The organism is Streptomyces sp. CNH287 (assembly GCF_000424825.1).
The window spans coordinates 407673-424214 of the sequence record NZ_KE384252.1 but is presented as its reverse complement, the minus strand read 5'-3'; the positions used below and the strand labels follow the sequence as shown (position 1 = coordinate 424214).

Sequence of the window (16542 nt, the reverse complement as noted above, 5' to 3'; positions counted from 1 at the left end):
TGGCCCGTGGACCGGTGGGCAGAAAAACGCGATCCGTCGATACGCCAGCTCCCCGAACCGCAGCGACGGCACCCCCGGCCGGTCATCGATCGGGGCGCCGGTGCGCATGTCACTTCGCGACCACGGGAGCTCCCTCTTGGCCATGCCGACCGCATCCTTGTCATCCATGACGACAAAGCACCTCTTCGTCACCGGGGGTGTGGCCTCCTCCCTGGGCAAGGGGCTCACGGCCTCCAGCCTGGGCGCGCTGCTCAAGGCGCGCGGCCTGCGCGTGACGATGCAGAAGCTCGACCCCTACCTCAACGTCGACCCCGGCACGATGAACCCGTTCCAGCACGGCGAGGTGTTCGTCACCAACGACGGCGCTGAGACCGACCTGGACATCGGGCACTACGAGCGCTTCCTCGACGTCGACCTGGACGGCTCCGCCAACGTCACCACCGGCCAGGTCTACTCCTCGGTCATCGCCAAGGAGCGCCGCGGCGAATACCTCGGTGACACCGTGCAGGTCATCCCGCACATCACCAACGAGATCAAGCACCGCATCCGCCGGATGGCCACCGACGACGTCGACGTCGTGATCACCGAGGTCGGCGGCACCGTCGGCGACATCGAGTCGCTGCCCTTCCTGGAGGCCGTCCGTCAGGTGCGGCACGAGGTGGGCCGGGACAACGTCTTCGTGGTCCACATCTCGCTGCTGCCCTACATCGGCCCCTCCGGCGAGCTGAAGACCAAGCCCACTCAGCACTCGGTCTCCGCCCTGCGCAGCATCGGCATCCAGCCCGACGCCATCGTGCTGCGCGCCGACCGCGAGGTCCCCACCGCCATCAAGCGCAAGATCTCGCTGATGTGCGACGTGGACGACGCCGCCGTGGTCGCCGCCATCGACGCCAAGTCCATCTACGACATCCCCAAGGTGCTGCACAGCGAGGGCCTGGACGCCTACGTCGTCCGCAGGCTCGACCTGCCCTTCCGTGACGTGGACTGGACCCAGTGGGACGACTTGCTGCGCCGGGTGCACCAGCCCCAGCACGAGGTGACCGTCGCCCTGGTCGGCAAGTACATCGACTTGCCCGACGCCTACCTGTCGGTGACCGAGGCCATCCGGGCGGGCGGCTTCGCCAACAGCGCCCGGGTCACGATCAAGTGGGTCACCTCGGACGACTGCCGTACGGCGGCTGGTGCCGAGCGCCAGCTGCGCGACGTCGACGCGATCTGCGTGCCCGGCGGCTTCGGCGACCGGGGCGTGGAGGGCAAGGTCTCCGCGATCACCTACGCCCGCGAGCAGCGCATTCCGCTGCTCGGACTCTGCCTCGGCCTCCAGTGCGTCGTCATCGAGGCCGCCCGCAACCTCGCGGGCATCACCGGCGCCAACTCCACCGAGTTCGACCAGGCCGCCACCGACCCGGTGATCTCCACCATGGAGGAGCAGCTGGACATCGTGGCCGGCGAGGGCGACATGGGCGGCACCATGCGGCTGGGCATGTACCCGGCCCGGCTCGCCGAGGGCTCGATCGTGCGCGAGGTGTACGGCGGCGAGCAGTACGTCGAGGAACGCCACCGGCACCGCTACGAGGTCAACAACGCCTACCGCTCCGAACTGGAGAAGAAGGCCGGGCTCAGCTTCTCCGGCACCTCCCCGGACAACAAGCTCGTCGAGTACGTGGAGTACCCGCGCGAGACCCACCCCTACCTCGTCGCCACCCAGTCGCACCCCGAGCTGCGCTCCCGGCCGACCCGGCCGCACCCGCTCTTCGCCGGCCTGGTGAAGGCCGCCGTCGCGCGCCGCGCCGGCCAGGAGGGCTGAGCGGTGGGCGGACAGGAGACGGCACCGCCGGTACGGGCGGCCCGGCCGGGCGGCGGTGCCGACGGCGCCCCGCACGTCGTGGACGTCCCGCAGGAGTGGGAGGTCACCGCGAGCCGGACGCCGTTCAGGGGCGCCAAGACCAGCGTGCGCACGGACGACGTGCGGATGCCGGACGGCAGCGTCGCCCGCCGCGACTACCAGGTGCACCCCGGCTCGGTCGCCGTCCTCGCGCTGGACGAACGCGACCGCGTGCTCGTGCTCAGCCAGTACCGGCACCCGGTGCGGCAGAAGCTGTGGGAGATCCCCGCCGGACTGCTGGACGTCCCCGGCGAGAACCCGCTGCACGCGGCCCGGCGCGAGCTGTACGAGGAGGCGCACGTCAAGGCCGAGGACTGGCGTGTCCTGACCGACGTCTACACCACGCCCGGCGGCTGCGACGAGGCTGTGCGCATCTTCCTGGCCCGGGAGATCTCCCCGGCCGACGGCGAGCGCTTCGCGGTCGCCGAGGAGGAGGCGCAGATGGAGCACACCCGGGTGCCGCTGCCCGCGCTCGTACGCTCGGTCCTCGCCGGGGAGCTGCACAACAACTGCCTGGTGGTCGGCGCCCTGGCGCTGACCGCCGTACTGGCGGGCGACGGTGTGGAGTCGCTGCGGCCCGCGGACGCGCCCTGGCCGGCCCGGCCCTTCGAGGCCTGAGCCGCCGGGCGCGGGCCGGTCGGGTGTCCCATGCCGCGGTGCCCCCGTGCCGCGGCGCCCGTGGCCGACGCGCCCCGGGAGATCCGCAGATGATCCGATGCGGTGATCTTCGCCGGGTCCGAGGGCCGTGCGCTCCGGCGGGAGCGGGCCGGGGTGACTTACGCTCGGTGCCTCCCCGCTCGCGGTCGCGGCGGGCTCGTACGCACAGGCTCAGAGGGACGGAGCGTGGCCCGTGACGGATCAGGCGGTGCGAGACGGCAGGCCGGGTCGGCCCGCGGCGGGCGGGTTCACGGGGCGCGCGCGTGAGCTGCGTGAGCTGCGGGCCGACATCGGACGGGCTGGGCTGAGCACCCTCGCCGGTCGCCCCGTGCCGCACAGCCGCGTCCTGCTCGTCGCGGGCCGTCCCGGCTCCGGCCGTACGGCGCTGGCCGAGGAGCTGGCGCGCCGGCTGGCCGGGGACTACCCGGACGGCATCCTGCGCGCCCGGCTGGCCGACCCCGGCGGCGTACCGGTGCCCACCGAGCGCACCGCCCGCGAACTCCTCGCCGCAATGGGGCTGGAGACCGCACCGGCGGGCGCCCTGGAGGAGGACCTCGCCGACGATCTGCGCGCCGCGCTCACCGGGCGCCGCTTCCTGCTGCTGCTCGACGACGTGCAGCACGCCGAACAGCTGCTGGAACTGCTTCCCGACGGCCGCGACTGCCTCGTGGTGGCCGTCGCCGCCGGACCGCTGACCGGGGTGCCCGAGGTACGGCCGTGCACGGTGGGCGGCCTGGACCGGGCTGCCGCCGTCGAACTGCTGCGCAGCCGGGCCGGAGCCGCGCCCCGGCTGACGGTCGACCCGCGCCGCGCCGAGTCGCTGGCGGAGGCGTGCGGCGACCTGCCCGCCGCACTCTGCCTGGTCGGCGGCTGGCTGGCCGCCCGGCCCAAGGTGTCCGTCTCGGAGGCAACCGAGCGGCTGGAGGCCGTACCCGTACCTCCCGGGGAGCGGAGCCCGGACCTGCTGGCCCGCGCCTTCCACCTGGTGCTCGGCTCGCTGCCACGCCCCGCCGCCCGGCTGCTGCGGCTGCTCGCGCTGGCCCCGGCGGGCGCGGTGGACGCGCACACGGCGTCCGCGCTGGCGGGCTGCGCGGTGGACGGGGCGGCGGGCACGCTGGAGGAGCTGACGGCGCTGGGGCTGCTGCACCGCGTGCGGGACGGCGACGGCGACGGCGCTCCGTACGGCTCCGCCCCGGCTGCCTCGGCTGCCTCGGCTGCCCAGGCCGTCCCGGCCGCCTCGTGCGCCGGGGAGTGCCGCTACGAGGTGCCCGGCTGCCTCGACCCGCTGCTGCGTGCCGAACTGGTGGCGGCGGAGCGCCCCGCGGACCTCCTGCTGGCCCGCGCCCGGATGCTGGAGCGCACCGTACGCCGCCTGCACGCCTGCTGGGCCGTCACGGAGCCGAGCGGCTCCCCGGCCCGCAAGAAGCTCGCGGGCCTGCCGCGCGAGCTGCGCTTCGCCGGGGCCGCCGAGGCGGGCGGCTGGCTGGAGCGGCGCCGGGCCGCGATACTCGCCGCCGCCCGCCAGGCCGTGGCCGAGGACGGCGGTGCGCTGGACACGCTGGCCCGCCGGCTCGTCCACGCCCTCTCCCGGGCCCTGGCCGCCCACCGCTCCCCGGCGGAGGCCGCCCCCGACCTCTACCGGCTGCACGAGCTGGTCCTGCGCGTCACCGAACGCCGCGACCTGCCCCGGGAGCGTACGGCCGCGCTCCTCAACCTCGCGGACCAGGACGCGCACGGCGGCCGACTCGAGCTGGCCGTCGCCCGCTACCGGGGCGCGCTGGACGCCGCCCGCGCCTGCGGCGACGACCCCGCCGCCGCGCGGGCCCTGGAGTCGCTGGGCGGCGCGTACGCCGAACTGGGGGACTGGCCCCGCGCCGCCGACTGGTACGGCCGCGCGCTGTCCCTGCGGCAGACGGAGGGCGACCTGCCGTCGGCCGCCCGGCTGCACGCCCGCCTCGGCGCCGCGCACCTCTACCAGGGCCGTGGCGGGGACGCCCTGCGCGAGTGGCGCGCCGCCGCCGCGGCACACCGCAGGCTGCGCGACCCCGCGGGCCACGCGCGGGCGCTGAGCGAGGTCGCACGGGTGCAGGAGTACGCGGGGCGCCCGCAGGAGGCGCTGCGCACCGGTGAGGAGGCGCTCGCCGCCGCGCGCCGGGGTGCGGACACCGGCTTGCAGGCGGAGCTGCGGCGGCGGCTCGCGGACGCCTGCGACCGGGCGGGCGACCCGGCCGCGGCGCGGGCGCACCGCGAGGCGGCCGAGAGCCTGCTGCTGCGCGGTGACGCCGCGACGGACACGGAGAGCGAGAGTTCCGGCACGGTGGGTGTCACCTCGACGTCCGTCGGGCGCAACCTGCGAAAGTAATAGCTTTCCGGGGAAGAATTGAAGCTTTGCAAGGCTGGACAGTGGACGGTCCTTCATTAAACTGGCCTGGCCGTGGACACTCCGATGGCATCCGGCATCCACCCTTATATGCTGATCCAGACGGATTCCCCTCGGTCTCATCTGCACCCTTACAGGCAAGGACCGTGATCGACGTGAAGGTCGGCATCCCTACCGAGGTCAAGAACAACGAGTTCCGCGTGGCCATCACCCCGGCCGGCGTGCATGAACTCGTTCGCAACGGACACGAGGTCCACGTGCAGCAGGGAGCCGGCAACGGCTCCTCCATCTCGGACGACGAGTACATCGCGGCGGGCGCCGTCATCCAGCCGGGCGCCGACGAGGTCTGGGCCGTCGCGGACCTGCTCCTGAAGGTCAAGGAACCGGTGGCCGAGGAGTACCACCGGCTCCGCAAGGACCAGACGCTCTTCACCTACCTGCACCTCGCCGCCTCCCGCGCCTGCACCGACGCGCTGCTGGAGTCGGGCACCACGGCCATCGCCTACGAGACGGTGGAGGCCGCGAACCGCAGCCTGCCGCTGCTCGCCCCGATGTCCGAGGTCGCGGGCCGGATCGCCCCGCAGGTCGGCGCCTACCACCTGATGCGCTCGGCCGGCGGGCGCGGCGTCCTGCCGGGCGGTGTGCCGGGTACGAGCGCGGGCCGGGCGGTCGTCATCGGCGGCGGCGTCTCGGGCTGGAACGCCACCCAGATCGCCGTCGGCATGGGCTTCCACGTCACGCTGCTGGACAAGGACGTGAACAAGGAGCGGGAGGCCGACCGGGTCTTCGGCACCAGGGTGCAGACCATGGCCTCCAACGCCCTCTCGTTGGAGCAGGCCGTGCTCGACGCCGACCTGGTGATCGGCGCGGTGCTGATCCCGGGCGCCAAGGCGCCCAAGCTGGTCACCAACGAACTGGTCTCGCGGATGAAGCCGGGCAGTGTCCTTGTCGACATCGCGATCGACCAGGGCGGCTGCTTCGAGGACTCCCGTCCGACGACGCACGCCGAGCCCACCTTCCGGGTGCACGACTCGGTCTTCTACTGTGTCGCGAACATGCCGGGCGCGGTGCCGAACACCTCGACCTACGCGCTCACCAACGCCACCCTTCCGTACATCGTGGAGCTGGCGAACCACGGCTGGCGGGACGCGCTGCGCCGGGACGCGGCACTGGCCAAGGGCCTCAACACGCACGAGGGCGCGGTCGTCTACGGCCCGGTCGCCGAGGCGCACGGCCTGCCCGTGCACGACCTGAACCAGCTGCTCGGCTGACAAGTCGACCTCGCGGACAACGATTTGACGACACCCGTCAACGTCGGCAACGTCACGTCACCGGGCCCGCCGCGGGAAGTGCGGCGGGCCCGGCGGCATGTCCCGTCCCGCGCCTGCGGCACAATCGCGAGTCAACTCGCCTTGAACATAACTGTTTAACCGATTCGCGCGGTGGTGAAACCTCGCGGATGCGCCCCCCATGGCCTTGACAGCGGCACGTTCGATTGCCGACACATCCCGCTGACTCCGGCGGATTGTGTTGCTGTGAACCACCGACACGCCATAGAGTCGCCAAACGTCGGCATGGTGCAACGCTGACCTGTCTATATGTTTCCTGGGTCGCCAAGGAGGTAGGACGACTTGTGAATGAGTCGACATTTACTCCCGGGGGTGGTCAACCAGGAGCGCCGGTACGGGACCAGGGCCCCGCGCGGCCCGAGGCTGTCGGCTCCGTCGCTGTCCGCACTTTCACCGCCCACCAGAGCCCTTCACCGAGCACGACAGCCCACCAGAGCATGGACGGCCACTACGTGAACGCCATGGCCGGCGACGCTACGGACGGTCAGTCCGCAAATCGACTCGCCGACTACGATCCGAACTACGGCGATCTGCCCAAGGGGCATTTCTACGACCCCGACGCGGAGTACGAGCCCGATCCCGAGTACGCGGCCACCCTCGCACCCGACGCGGCGCGCCAGCGCCGTGAGCGGGTCGGACCCACCGGGCGCCCGCTGCCCTACTTCCCGATCCCGGGCCCCGTCGCCGAGCACGGCCCCGCCAAGATCATCGCGATGTGCAACCAGAAGGGCGGGGTCGGCAAGACGACCTCGACCATCAACCTGGGCGCCGCCCTCGCCGAGTACGGCCGCCGGGTGCTGCTCGTCGACTTCGACCCGCAGGGCGCCCTCTCGGTAGGGCTCGGGGTCAACCCGATGGAGCTGGACCTCACGGTCTACAACCTCCTGATGGAACGCCGCATGGCGGCCGACGAGGTGCTGCTGAAGACCGCGGTCGCGGGCATGGACCTGCTTCCCAGCAATATCGACTTGTCGGCGGCCGAGGTGCAGCTCGTCAGCGAGGTCGCCCGCGAGTCGACGCTCCAGCGCTCCCTCGCGCCGCTGCTGCCCGACTACGACTTCATCGTCATCGACTGCCAGCCCTCGCTGGGCCTGCTCACGGTCAACGCGCTCACCGCCGCGCACAAGGTCATCGTGCCGCTGGAGTGCGAGTTCTTCGCGCTGCGCGGCGTGGCCCTGCTGACCGAGACGATCGAGAAGGTGCAGGAGCGGCTCAACCCGGACCTGGAGCTGGACGGCATCCTGGCCACCATGTACGACTCGCGCACGGTGCACAGCCGCGAGGTGCTGGCCCGGGTCGTCGAGGCGTTCGACGAGCACGTCTACCACACCGTCATCGGGCGCACGGTCCGCTTCCCCGAGACCACGGTCGCGGGCGAGCCGATCACGACGTACGCGTCCAACTCCGTCGGCGCCGCCGCCTACCGACAGCTGGCCAGGGAGGTGCTCGCCCGGTGCCACGCCGAGTGAGTCTCCCGGCAGCCGACGAACTGTTCCGTACGACCGGGGGCTCCGCGGTCCAGCCGTCCGCCCCCCAGCAGAGCGACGAGCCCCGGGTGCCCGCGCCCGCAGGCGAACCGGGGGAGCCGGGCGGGCGCGACCTGGCGGACGACGGCGCGGGTGGGACCGCCGTCCCGGCGGACACCGCCGGGACGGGTGAGCCCGGGGGGCGCGAGCAGCGGTCCGGGCCGCAGGTCTCCGTACCGAGCCAGAACCCGGGCCGGCAGGGGGCGAACTCCGCCGGGGGCTCCGCCCCGTACGCGGGCCAGGACCAGCAGGAGGCGCGCCGCCCGCTCAGCGGACGCGGCGCGCAGACGGCGCCCGCCACCCCCCGCGGCCAGGCCAAGGGCCGCCAGGCGGCGAGCGGTTCGGGCGGTCGCCGCAGCCGGGCCGCGAACCGCCGGCCCAGCGGCCGGGAACGCCATGACGAGAAGATCACGGTCTATGTGTCGGCCGAGGAACTCATGGATCTCGAACACGCGCGGCTCGTGCTGCGCGGCGAGCACGGCCTCGCCGTGGACCGGGGGCGGATCGTGCGCGAGGCGGTCGCCGTGGTCCTGGCCGACCTCGAGTCGCGCGGTGACGCCAGCATCCTCGTCCGGCGCCTGCGGGGGCGCTGACCCAGCCGCCGCCGGGACCGCCGACCGGGCCGCCGGCCGGCCCGGTACCGCCCGGGCGCGGCCCGGCACCGCGCCCGGGAGAAACAGCAGGCCGTGGGGTGCGCCTCGGCGCCCACCCCGGGTACGGCCCAGTACGCTGCCCGGCGATGCCGACATCTGACGACCACGCACCGGTTCCGCGCCGCCGCCTCCTGGGCCGCGGCCCGGGCACGGCCGTGCCGGACACGTCTGGTGCGCCTGGCGCGCCGGACGTGTCCGAGGCGCCGGGGCCCGTCCGCGAGGACGGGGGGCCGCCGGACGGGACGCAGGCCCCGCCGCCGACCGGCCCACCCGCGGCCCCCCCGCCCGCTGCGGACACCGCACCCGAGGTGCCGGACCTGCCGCCGCAGCCGTCGGCCGCGCCGGACGCAGCTTCGCCCGAGCCGGACGACGGCCGGTTCAAGGTCGTGCTCGACAACTTCGAGGGCCCGTTCGACCTGCTCCTCCAGCTCATCTCGAAGCACAAGCTCGATGTGACCGAGGTCGCGCTCTCCCGGGTCACCGACGAGTTCATGGTGCATATCCGTGCCATGGGTCCGGACTGGGATCTCGACCAGATGACCGAGTTCCTGGTCGTCGCGGCCACCCTGCTCGATCTGAAGGCGGCCCGGCTGCTGCCCTCGGCCCAGGTGGAGGACGAGGCGGACCTCGCCCTCCTGGAGGCCCGCGACCTGCTCTTCGCCCGGCTGCTCCAGTACCGCGCGTACAAGGAGATCGCGGCCATCTTCGCGGACCGGCTGCTCGCCGAGGGGCGCCGCTACCCGCGTACCGTCGGCCTCGAACCGCACCACGCGGACCTGCTGCCCGAGGTGGCCCTGCGGATCGGGCCCGAGGGTTTCGCGCAGCTGGCCGTCAAGGCGATGCGGCCCCGGCCGAAGCCGCAGGTGTACGTGGAGCACATCCACGCGCCGCTGGTCAGCGTGCGGGAGCAGGCGGAGCTGGTGGTGGCCCGGCTGCGCGAGCTGGGCGAGGCCACCTTCGCGGCGCTGACCGAGGACGCACCCGACACCCTCACCGTGGTGGCCCGCTTCCTGGCCCTGCTGGAGCTGTACCGCGAGCGGGCGGTGACGCTCGACCAGGAGGAGGCGCTGGGGACGCTCACCGTGCGCTGGAGCGGCGCGGTGGAGGTCGCCGCAGAGGCTCTGGTCACGGGCGAGTTCGACCAGGAAGGCGAGCCGGAGGAGCGAGAGAAATGAGCGAGGAGACGTACGAGATCCGGGAGGCCGAGGGTGTCCGCGACGCCGAGGACACCCTGGGCACGCAGGGTGCCGGGCAGGCCGGGGAGCCGGCCGGGACGGGCGGCGTGGCCGGGCTGGAGCTGGGGCCCGCGCTGGAGGCCGTCCTCATGGTGGTCGACGAACCGGCCACCGAGGAGCACCTGGCCAAGGTGCTGGAGCGTCCCCGCCGTGCCGTCGCGGACGCGCTGCGGGAGCTGGTCGACGAGTACGCCCGCCAGGGCCGGGGCTTCGAGCTGCGGCTCGTCGCGGGAGGCTGGCGCTTCTACACCCGCCCCGAGTACGCCGAGGCCGTCGAGCGCTTCGTGCTGGACGGCCAGCAGGCCCGGCTCACACAGGCGGCGCTGGAGACGCTGGCGGTGGTCGCCTACCGGCAGCCGGTCAGCCGTTCGCGGGTCTCGGCGGTGCGCGGAGTGAACTGCGACGGCGTGATGCGCACCCTCCTCCAGCGGGGTCTGGTGGCGGAGGCGGGCGCGGAACCCGAAACAGGTGCGATCCTGTACAGGACGACGAACTACTTCCTGGAGCGGATGGGCCTGCGCGGCCTGGACGAGCTGCCGGAACTGGCGCCCTTCCTTCCGGAGGCGGACGCGGTTGAGGGGGAGACCCAGGAAGGCATTCCGTCGTTCGACCCAGACGACAGCGGCGACACCCAGACGACGGATCTTTGATGCGAAGCAGCAGCGGCAGTAACACCGGCGGAAACCGAGACGGCAAGGGCGGAGGCAGGCAGGGGGCGCCCCGCGGGGCATCCGGCCGCGGCGGTCCCAGCCGCGGCGGCTCCGGCGCGGGCGGCTCCGACCGTGGGGCATCCGGCCGCGGCGCCTCCGGCGGCAGCGGCTCCGGCCGTGGCGCGCCCGGTCGCGGCACGGCCAGGGGGAGCGACGAGAAGCAGCAGCGCTCCACCGACCGGCCCCGTCCCGAGGAGCGCCGCCACGAGAAGAGCGGTCACCCCGCGGCCCGGCCGGGCGGCAAGCCCTCGGCGGGCGGCAAGAGCACCGGCGGCAAGGGAACCGGGGGCAAGGGCCCCGGCGGCAAGGGGACCGGCCCCAAGAGCGTCACCGGGAGCGGCGCTCCGAAGGCCCGCGCCCGCAAGCGGTCGGCGCCCGCGCGCCCCCGCGAGTACGAGGCGCAGATCGAGGCGCGCAACCGCGCCCGCCACAGCGACGGACCGGCGAAGCTGCCCAAGACCTTCGGCGAGGTGGAGGGCGAGCGCCTCCAGAAGGTGCTGGCCCGCGCGGGCATGGGCTCCCGGCGCGCCTGCGAGGACCTGATCGAGCAGGCCCGGGTCGAGGTCAACGGCGAGGTCGTCCTGGAGCAGGGGCTCCGGGTGGACGCGGAGCAGGACGAGATCAAGGTCGACGGCCTGACCATCGCCACCCAGTCGTACCTCTTCTTCGCGCTGAACAAGCCCGCCGGTGTCGTCTCCGCGATGGAAGATCCCGAGGGCCGCCAGTGCCTCGGCGACTACGTGCAGAACCGTGAGACGCGGCTCTTCCACGTCGGACGCCTGGACACCGAGACCGAGGGCCTCATCCTGCTCACCAACCACGGTGAGCTGGCCCACCGCCTCACCCACCCCCGCTACGGCGTGCAGAAGCACTATCTCGCCGCGATCCAGGGCCCCATCCCGCGCGACCTGGGCAAGCGGCTCAAGGACGGCATCAAGCTGGACGACGGCTACGCCCGCGCCGACCACTTCAAGGTCGTCGAGAACACCGGCAAGAACTACCTCGTCGAGGTCTCCCTGCACGAGGGCCGCCGCCACATCGTGCGCCGCATGCTGGCGGAGGCGGGCTTCCCGGTCGACAAGCTGGTGCGGACCCGCTTCGGTCCCATCCCGCTGGGCGACCAGAAGTCCGGCTGGCTCCGCCGGCTGACCAACCCCGAGGTCGGCATGCTGATGCAGGAGGTCGGTCTCTGACCCGCTGAGGCGCCGCCGCCCCGGCGGTGCCCCGGTGCCGGGATATTCGATGGTGCCGCCCGCCCCTTCCTCCTACAGTGACGGAACGTCACATCGTTGGGGGAGCGGGCATGCGTACGCACTACCCCCGCACGCCGCATCTTCCCTGGTCCCCCGGCGCGACCTCGGACGACGTGCGGGTGGGGGACCTGGCCGGACTGCGGGCCCGTGAGGTCGTGGTCACCGAGAAGCTCGACGGCGAGAACACCACCCTGTACGCCGACGGGCTGCACGCCCGCTCCCTGGACTCCGCGCACCACCCGTCCCGCGCCTGGGTCAAGGGCCTCCAGGGGCGGATCGGCCCGGCCCTGCCGCACGGCTGGCGGGTGTGCGGGGAAAACGTCTACGCCCGGCACTCCCTGGCGTACGAGGGGCTGGACAGCTGGTTCTACGGCTTCTCGGTGTGGGACGGCGCCGACCGCTGCCTCGACTGGGACGGCACGGTGCGGTTTTTGCGGCGCCGGGGCATCCCCGTACCGCCGGTCCTGTGGCGCGGCACCTTCGACGAACGGGCCCTGCGGGCGCTGCGGCTGGACCAGGGACGCCAGGAGGGGTACGTGGTGCGCACCGTCGAGGGCTTCGCCCGCGCGGAGTTCGGGGGCCGCGTGGCCAAGTGGGTGCGCCGGGGGCACGTACGGACGGACACGCACTGGATGCACGCCGCGGTGGTGCCCAACGGCCTCGGTCCGGCCGCCCCGTTGTGGGCGGTGCGCTCCGGTGCGCGGGCCCCGGTGGCCGACCTGCTGGCCGCCGTCGGCGCGGCACCAGGCACTGCGGCCCCCGCCGACCCCGGCGCCGAGGAGGCCGTGGACGAGGTGTCCGGGCGGCTCGACGTGCTGGGCCGGACGGGCGACGCCCGGCTGGCGGGCGTGCTGGCCACCGCGCTGCACCGTGCCGACCGCTCCCGGCTCGTGCCGCGCCTGGCCCCGGCGCTCGGCGTGCCGCTGGCGCGGCGGGTGGCGGACCTGGTCGGCCTGCACACCGCCCTGCACCTGCCGTTCCCCGACCAGGAGCGTCCCGGCGGGCTCCTGCGGCTGGCCGCCGCCGCGGATCTCGGGGTGCTGCACGCGACCGCCGGTGCCGTACTGGCCCGCGAGCCGGAGGCGTCGGCCGCCACCGCACGGGAGCAGGTCGACTGGTCGGCACTGCACGCGGAGGACGCCGGGCTGCTCGGCGAGGCACCCCTGGAGCCGCTGCGCGCGGCGCTGCGCGAGGCCCTGGCCCCGCTCGGCGCGGACGCGGCGGACCGCTGCTGGGCGGAGGCGCGCGACGCCTGCGCCCGGGGGCGGATCGTCACGGCGGGGGAGGCGGTGGCGGCGACCTGGCGGTGGCGGGACGGCGGCTTCCCCCGGCTGATCCAGCTCGTCGGCCCGTCCGGCAGCGGGAAGAGCACGTTCGCACAGCGGCTGGCGGGCGAGCGGCCCGGGGGCGCCGCGACGTACGTCTCGCTCGACGCGCTGCGCTCCCGGCGCGGCGCCCGCGCCGACCAGCGGGCAGGCGGCGACGTCCTGCGGGAGGGCCTGGGCCTGCTGGACGCGGCGCTGGCCGCGGGCGGCACCGCGGTGTGGGACGCCACCTCGCTCAACCGGCACCAGCGCTCCCTCGTGCACGCGGTGGCCCGCCGCCGCGACGCGCTGACCACGCACGCGGTCGTCCTGGTCGAGGAGGCGGAGCTGACGCGGCGCAACGCCACCCGTGCCCACCCGGTGCCGCCGGAGGTGCTCGGCGCGCAGCTGCGCCGCTTCGTGCCGCCCTACCCCGGCCAGGCGCACCGCACCTGGTACATCGGGGCCCAGGGCGCCGTGGAGGACGTCGACGGCGTCCTGCGTGGCGGCGGCTGCGTGGACGGGGGCCAGGAGTGATGCGGACGAGCGAGGAGATCTACCACCAGGTCCGCTGGGACCCGCGCTTCGACCCGGCCCGCTTCGTGCTCGGCGTCCACCAGCGCAACGCCCCGCCCAAGCGGCTGCCGCTGACCGCGTTCGTCCCCGGCGGCGACATCCCCTGGCACCGGGTGCTGTTCGTGGAGGCCGACGAGGAGGTGGTGTGGGACCGGTCCACCGGCGCGGACCGCCTCGGGACGACGGACGCGGGCCGGGCCCGGGTCCCGCGCCTCCTGCGGGCGCCGTTCTTCACCGCCCGCACCCCGCACTCCTGGGACACGGGGGCCGGGGCGTGGCGTCCCGCCGCGCGCGTGCCGCCGTCCGCCGTGCCGCCCGCAGCGGCGGCGGGCGGGACCGCCGTCAAGGTTCTGACCTGGAACACGCTGTGGGACCGGTACGACAGCCACCGCATCGCAACCGCCCGCCGCCGCCCGCTGCTGCTGGCCGCGCTGGCCGAGGCCGACGCGGACCTCATCGCGCTCCAGGAGGTCGAGGCCCCGCTGCTCGCCCTGCTGGCGGGCGCCGACTGGGTCCGTGCGGGCTACACGCTGGACGCCGACCCGGCCGCGGCTCACGCCGCCGGGAGCGGTCTGCTCCTCCTCAGCCGACTGCCGGTGCGCGAGGCGGGACGGCACGTGCTCGGCCCGCACAAGGCGCTCACCGCCGTCACCGTGCAGACCGCCGCCGGGCCCCTGGTGGCGGCCTGCACACACCTGAGCAGCGACCACTCGCGCAACGGCCCGCAGCGGCGGCGGGCCGAACTGGCGCAGGTGGCCGAGGGCTTGGCGGGCGTGGAAGGCGATCTGATCCTGCTGGGCGACTTCAACGACGGCCGCGACGGCCCCGGCGGACCGGCCGCCGTGCTCGGCCTGCGCGACGCCTGGACGGAGTTCCATGGGCCGGAGGACCGCACGCCCACCTTCGACCCGGTCGCCAACCCGCTGGCCGCCGTCTCCTCGCTCTCGGGACGGGCGTCCCGGCTGGACCGCGTCCTGCTGCGCGCCGCCGGGGCCCGTACGACGGGCGCCGCGCTGCGCGGCGAGGTGCCCGCACCGGACGGCCTGCACCCCTCCGACCACTACGGCGTCGCGGCCGAGGTACTCCTCGCGGCCGAGCCGGGCGAGCCGGCCGAGCCGCCCGCCCCCGGTGCACCGGCCGCCCGCGCCGCACCGGGGGCGTCGGACGTAGCGGACCTCGCGACGACGGCCCGTACGGCCCTCGCCTGGCTGCCGCCCGCGTCGTCGGTGACGGGGGTCCAGGAGATCCGGCGGGAGCACGATCCGCAGTTCCACCGGTGGCCGCCGCACGTCAACCTCCTCTTCGGCTTCGTGCCGGAGTCGGAGTTCGGGCGGGCCGCCGAACTGGTCGCCGCCGTGGCGGCCCGTACCGCGCCTTTCGCCGCCCGGCTCGAGGGGGTGCGCAGCTTCGCGCACCGGTCGGACGCCACCGTCTGGCTCGATCCGGCGGCGGACGGGGCCGCCCCGTGGGCGGACCTGCGCCGCGCGCTGGCGGAGCGCTTCCCCGGCTGCCGCGGGCGGGCCGAGGGCTTCACCCCGCACCTGACCCTGGGCCGCACCGGCCGGCCGGGGCGCGTCGCCGCCGACTGCGCCGCCCGGCTGGGCGCTACGGCGGCGCGGGTGGGGGAGCTGGTCCTGCTCTCGCGCCGGGGCGACGAGCCGATGCGGCCCCGCGTCGTGGTCGCGCTGGGCACGGGCGAGATCCGCCTGCTGCCCGAGGAGGCCGAACCGGGCGCCCCGTACGCCGCGGACGCGGCCGCCGAGGCGGCTGCCGACACGCTCGCGCGGCGTACGGTGCGGCGCGTCGGCGAGGCTCTCGGCGAGGGGGCCGTCCGGATCACCGGCTCGCGCCGGATGGACTGCGCCCGCGCCGGTGCCGACCTCGACCTCGTCGCCGCGCTGCCCGGGGACCTCGGTGCGGGGTACGCGCGGGAGCGGCTGGCCGGGGCGCTGCCGGAGGCGGTCCGGGTGCGGGAGGTGACCGGCGCGCGGGTGCCGGGGGTGCGGTTCACCGTCGCCGGTATGGACGTCGACCTGGCCGTGGTCCCCACCGGAGGGCTCCCGCCCGCCGAGGCCCCGGCCCGCCGCGCCGAACTGGGCGAGCCCGCCGCGCTCGCGCTGAGCGCGATCACCGACGCGGAGGCGGTACGCGCGGCGGTCGGCGCCCGCCGCGCCGCGTTCGGCCCGCTCGCCCGGCGGGTGAAGGCGTGGGCCCGTGCGCGCGGTCTGGACTCCGCGCCGTTCGGCGGGCTGCCGGGGCTGGCCTGGTCGGTGCTGGCCGCGCGGACGGTGTGCGAGGCGGACGACCTGCCGCCCGACGCCCTGCTCCGGCACTTCTTCGGCAGCTGGGCCGCCTGGGACTGGCGGGAGCCGGTCGGCCTGACCGCCGCCGCCATTGCCACCACTGCCACCACCACCGCGCCCGCCGCCGAGGGCCGGCCTCCGGCGGTCTCGGTGCTGACGCCCACCGCTCCGGTGCGCAGCTGCACCGCGCAAGTCGGCCCCGGCGGCGCGGACCTGCTGACCCGCGAGCTGTACCGCGCCTGGGAACTGCTGGAGTCGGCGGCGGAGGGCGGCGCCGACCCGTGGCCGGAGCTGCTGGCGCCCCCGCCGCTGCACCGCCGGCACGCGGCGTGGGCGGTGCTGACGGTGCGCAGCGGCGGCGCCGAGGAGTTCGACGTGGCGCTGGGCCGCGTACGGGGCCGGGTGCGGGCGCTGCTCACCGCGCTGGAGGAGGCCGGTGCGGCGGACGCGCACGCCTGGCCGCGCCCGTTCGCGAGCGGACCGGCCGAGGCGCGCTACGCGATCGGCCTGGGCCGTACGCCGCCGGACGGGACGCGGCTCGCGCAGCTCGCCCAGCGGTGGGGAGCCGGGCTGCCCGGCGTCGCGGTCCAGAGGGTGGACGGCGGCGAGGTACCGACGCTGCGCTGAGCCTCCCCCGCCGCTGAGCTGCCCCGCCCGCGGTCCGTATCCTCGGTCCTGTCGGCAGCTTCCCCCACCCCTCCCGGCCACCCC

Annotated in this window: 11 protein-coding genes; all 11 read left to right on the top strand. The window is 74.9% G+C overall.

The window, feature by feature from the left end; all coding sequences use genetic code 11:
* Positions 1-166: 166 nt before the first annotated feature.
* The 11 genes from pyrG to H299_RS0129390 all read left to right on the top strand — a co-directional run bounded on the left by pyrG (position 167) and on the right by H299_RS0129390 (position 16458).
* Positions 167-1807 (top strand): CTP synthase, encoded by a 1641-nt coding sequence (pyrG, locus tag H299_RS0129440; protein WP_199782520.1) that lies wholly within the window; start codon positions 167-169, stop codon positions 1805-1807.
* Positions 1808-1885: 78 nt separating this feature from the next.
* Positions 1886-2503, top strand: coding sequence for an NUDIX hydrolase (locus H299_RS0129435; protein WP_027751358.1), 618 nt, complete (start codon positions 1886-1888; stop codon positions 2501-2503).
* Positions 2504-2735: 232 nt separating this feature from the next.
* Positions 2736-4904, top strand: a complete 2169-nt coding sequence (locus H299_RS36925; protein ID WP_051262960.1) for a tetratricopeptide repeat protein — start codon at positions 2736-2738, stop codon at positions 4902-4904.
* A gap of 173 nt (positions 4905-5077) precedes the next feature.
* On the top strand, positions 5078-6193 hold the full coding sequence (gene ald / locus H299_RS0129425; RefSeq protein WP_027751357.1) for an alanine dehydrogenase: 1116 nt from the start codon (positions 5078-5080) through the stop codon (positions 6191-6193).
* 362 nt (positions 6194-6555) lie between these two features.
* Positions 6556-7740 (top strand): ParA family protein, encoded by a 1185-nt coding sequence (locus H299_RS0129420; RefSeq protein WP_078513140.1) that lies wholly within the window; start codon positions 6556-6558, stop codon positions 7738-7740.
* Positions 7737-8390 carry a hypothetical protein gene (locus H299_RS0129415; protein WP_027751355.1) on the top strand — a complete coding sequence of 218 codons (654 nt, stop codon included), beginning with the start codon at positions 7737-7739 and terminating at the stop codon, positions 8388-8390. Before H299_RS0129420 ends, H299_RS0129415 begins: the two co-directional genes overlap by 4 nt.
* A gap of 146 nt (positions 8391-8536) precedes the next feature.
* Complete coding sequence (locus H299_RS0129410; RefSeq protein ID WP_027751354.1) at positions 8537-9625, top strand: segregation/condensation protein A; 1089 nt, start codon at positions 8537-8539, stop codon at positions 9623-9625.
* Positions 9622-10335 (top strand): SMC-Scp complex subunit ScpB, encoded by a 714-nt coding sequence (gene scpB / locus H299_RS0129405; protein WP_078513138.1) that lies wholly within the window; start codon positions 9622-9624, stop codon positions 10333-10335. Before H299_RS0129410 ends, scpB begins: the two co-directional genes overlap by 4 nt.
* A complete protein-coding gene (locus H299_RS0129400) occupies positions 10335-11588 on the top strand; it encodes a pseudouridine synthase (protein WP_027751352.1) in 1254 nt (417 codons plus the stop codon). Before scpB ends, H299_RS0129400 begins: the two co-directional genes overlap by 1 nt.
* A 110-nt stretch (positions 11589-11698) precedes the next feature.
* Complete coding sequence (locus H299_RS0129395; protein WP_027751351.1) at positions 11699-13489, top strand: RNA ligase family protein; 1791 nt, start codon at positions 11699-11701, stop codon at positions 13487-13489.
* Positions 13489-16458 (top strand): poly(A) polymerase, encoded by a 2970-nt coding sequence (locus tag H299_RS0129390; protein ID WP_027751350.1) that lies wholly within the window; start codon positions 13489-13491, stop codon positions 16456-16458. The genes H299_RS0129395 and H299_RS0129390 overlap by 1 nt, the downstream gene beginning before the upstream one ends.
* The last annotated feature ends 84 nt before the right edge of the window (positions 16459-16542 follow it).

Excerpts from the sequence above, each read along its gene's own strand:
- H299_RS0129390 (WP_027751350.1), top strand. The coding sequence starts at position 13,489 with ATGCGGACGAGCGAGGAGATCTACCACCAGGTCCGCTGGGACCCGCGC.
- H299_RS0129400 (WP_027751352.1), top strand. The coding sequence starts at position 10,335 with ATGCGAAGCAGCAGCGGCAGTAACACCGGCGGAAACCGAGACGGCAAG.
- pyrG (WP_199782520.1), top strand. The coding sequence starts at position 167 with ATGACGACAAAGCACCTCTTCGTCACCGGGGGTGTGGCCTCCTCCCTG.
- scpB (WP_078513138.1), top strand. The coding sequence starts at position 9,622 with ATGAGCGAGGAGACGTACGAGATCCGGGAGGCCGAGGGTGTCCGCGAC.
- H299_RS0129410 (WP_027751354.1), top strand. The coding sequence starts at position 8,537 with ATGCCGACATCTGACGACCACGCACCGGTTCCGCGCCGCCGCCTCCTG.
- H299_RS0129395 (WP_027751351.1), top strand. The coding sequence starts at position 11,699 with ATGCGTACGCACTACCCCCGCACGCCGCATCTTCCCTGGTCCCCCGGC.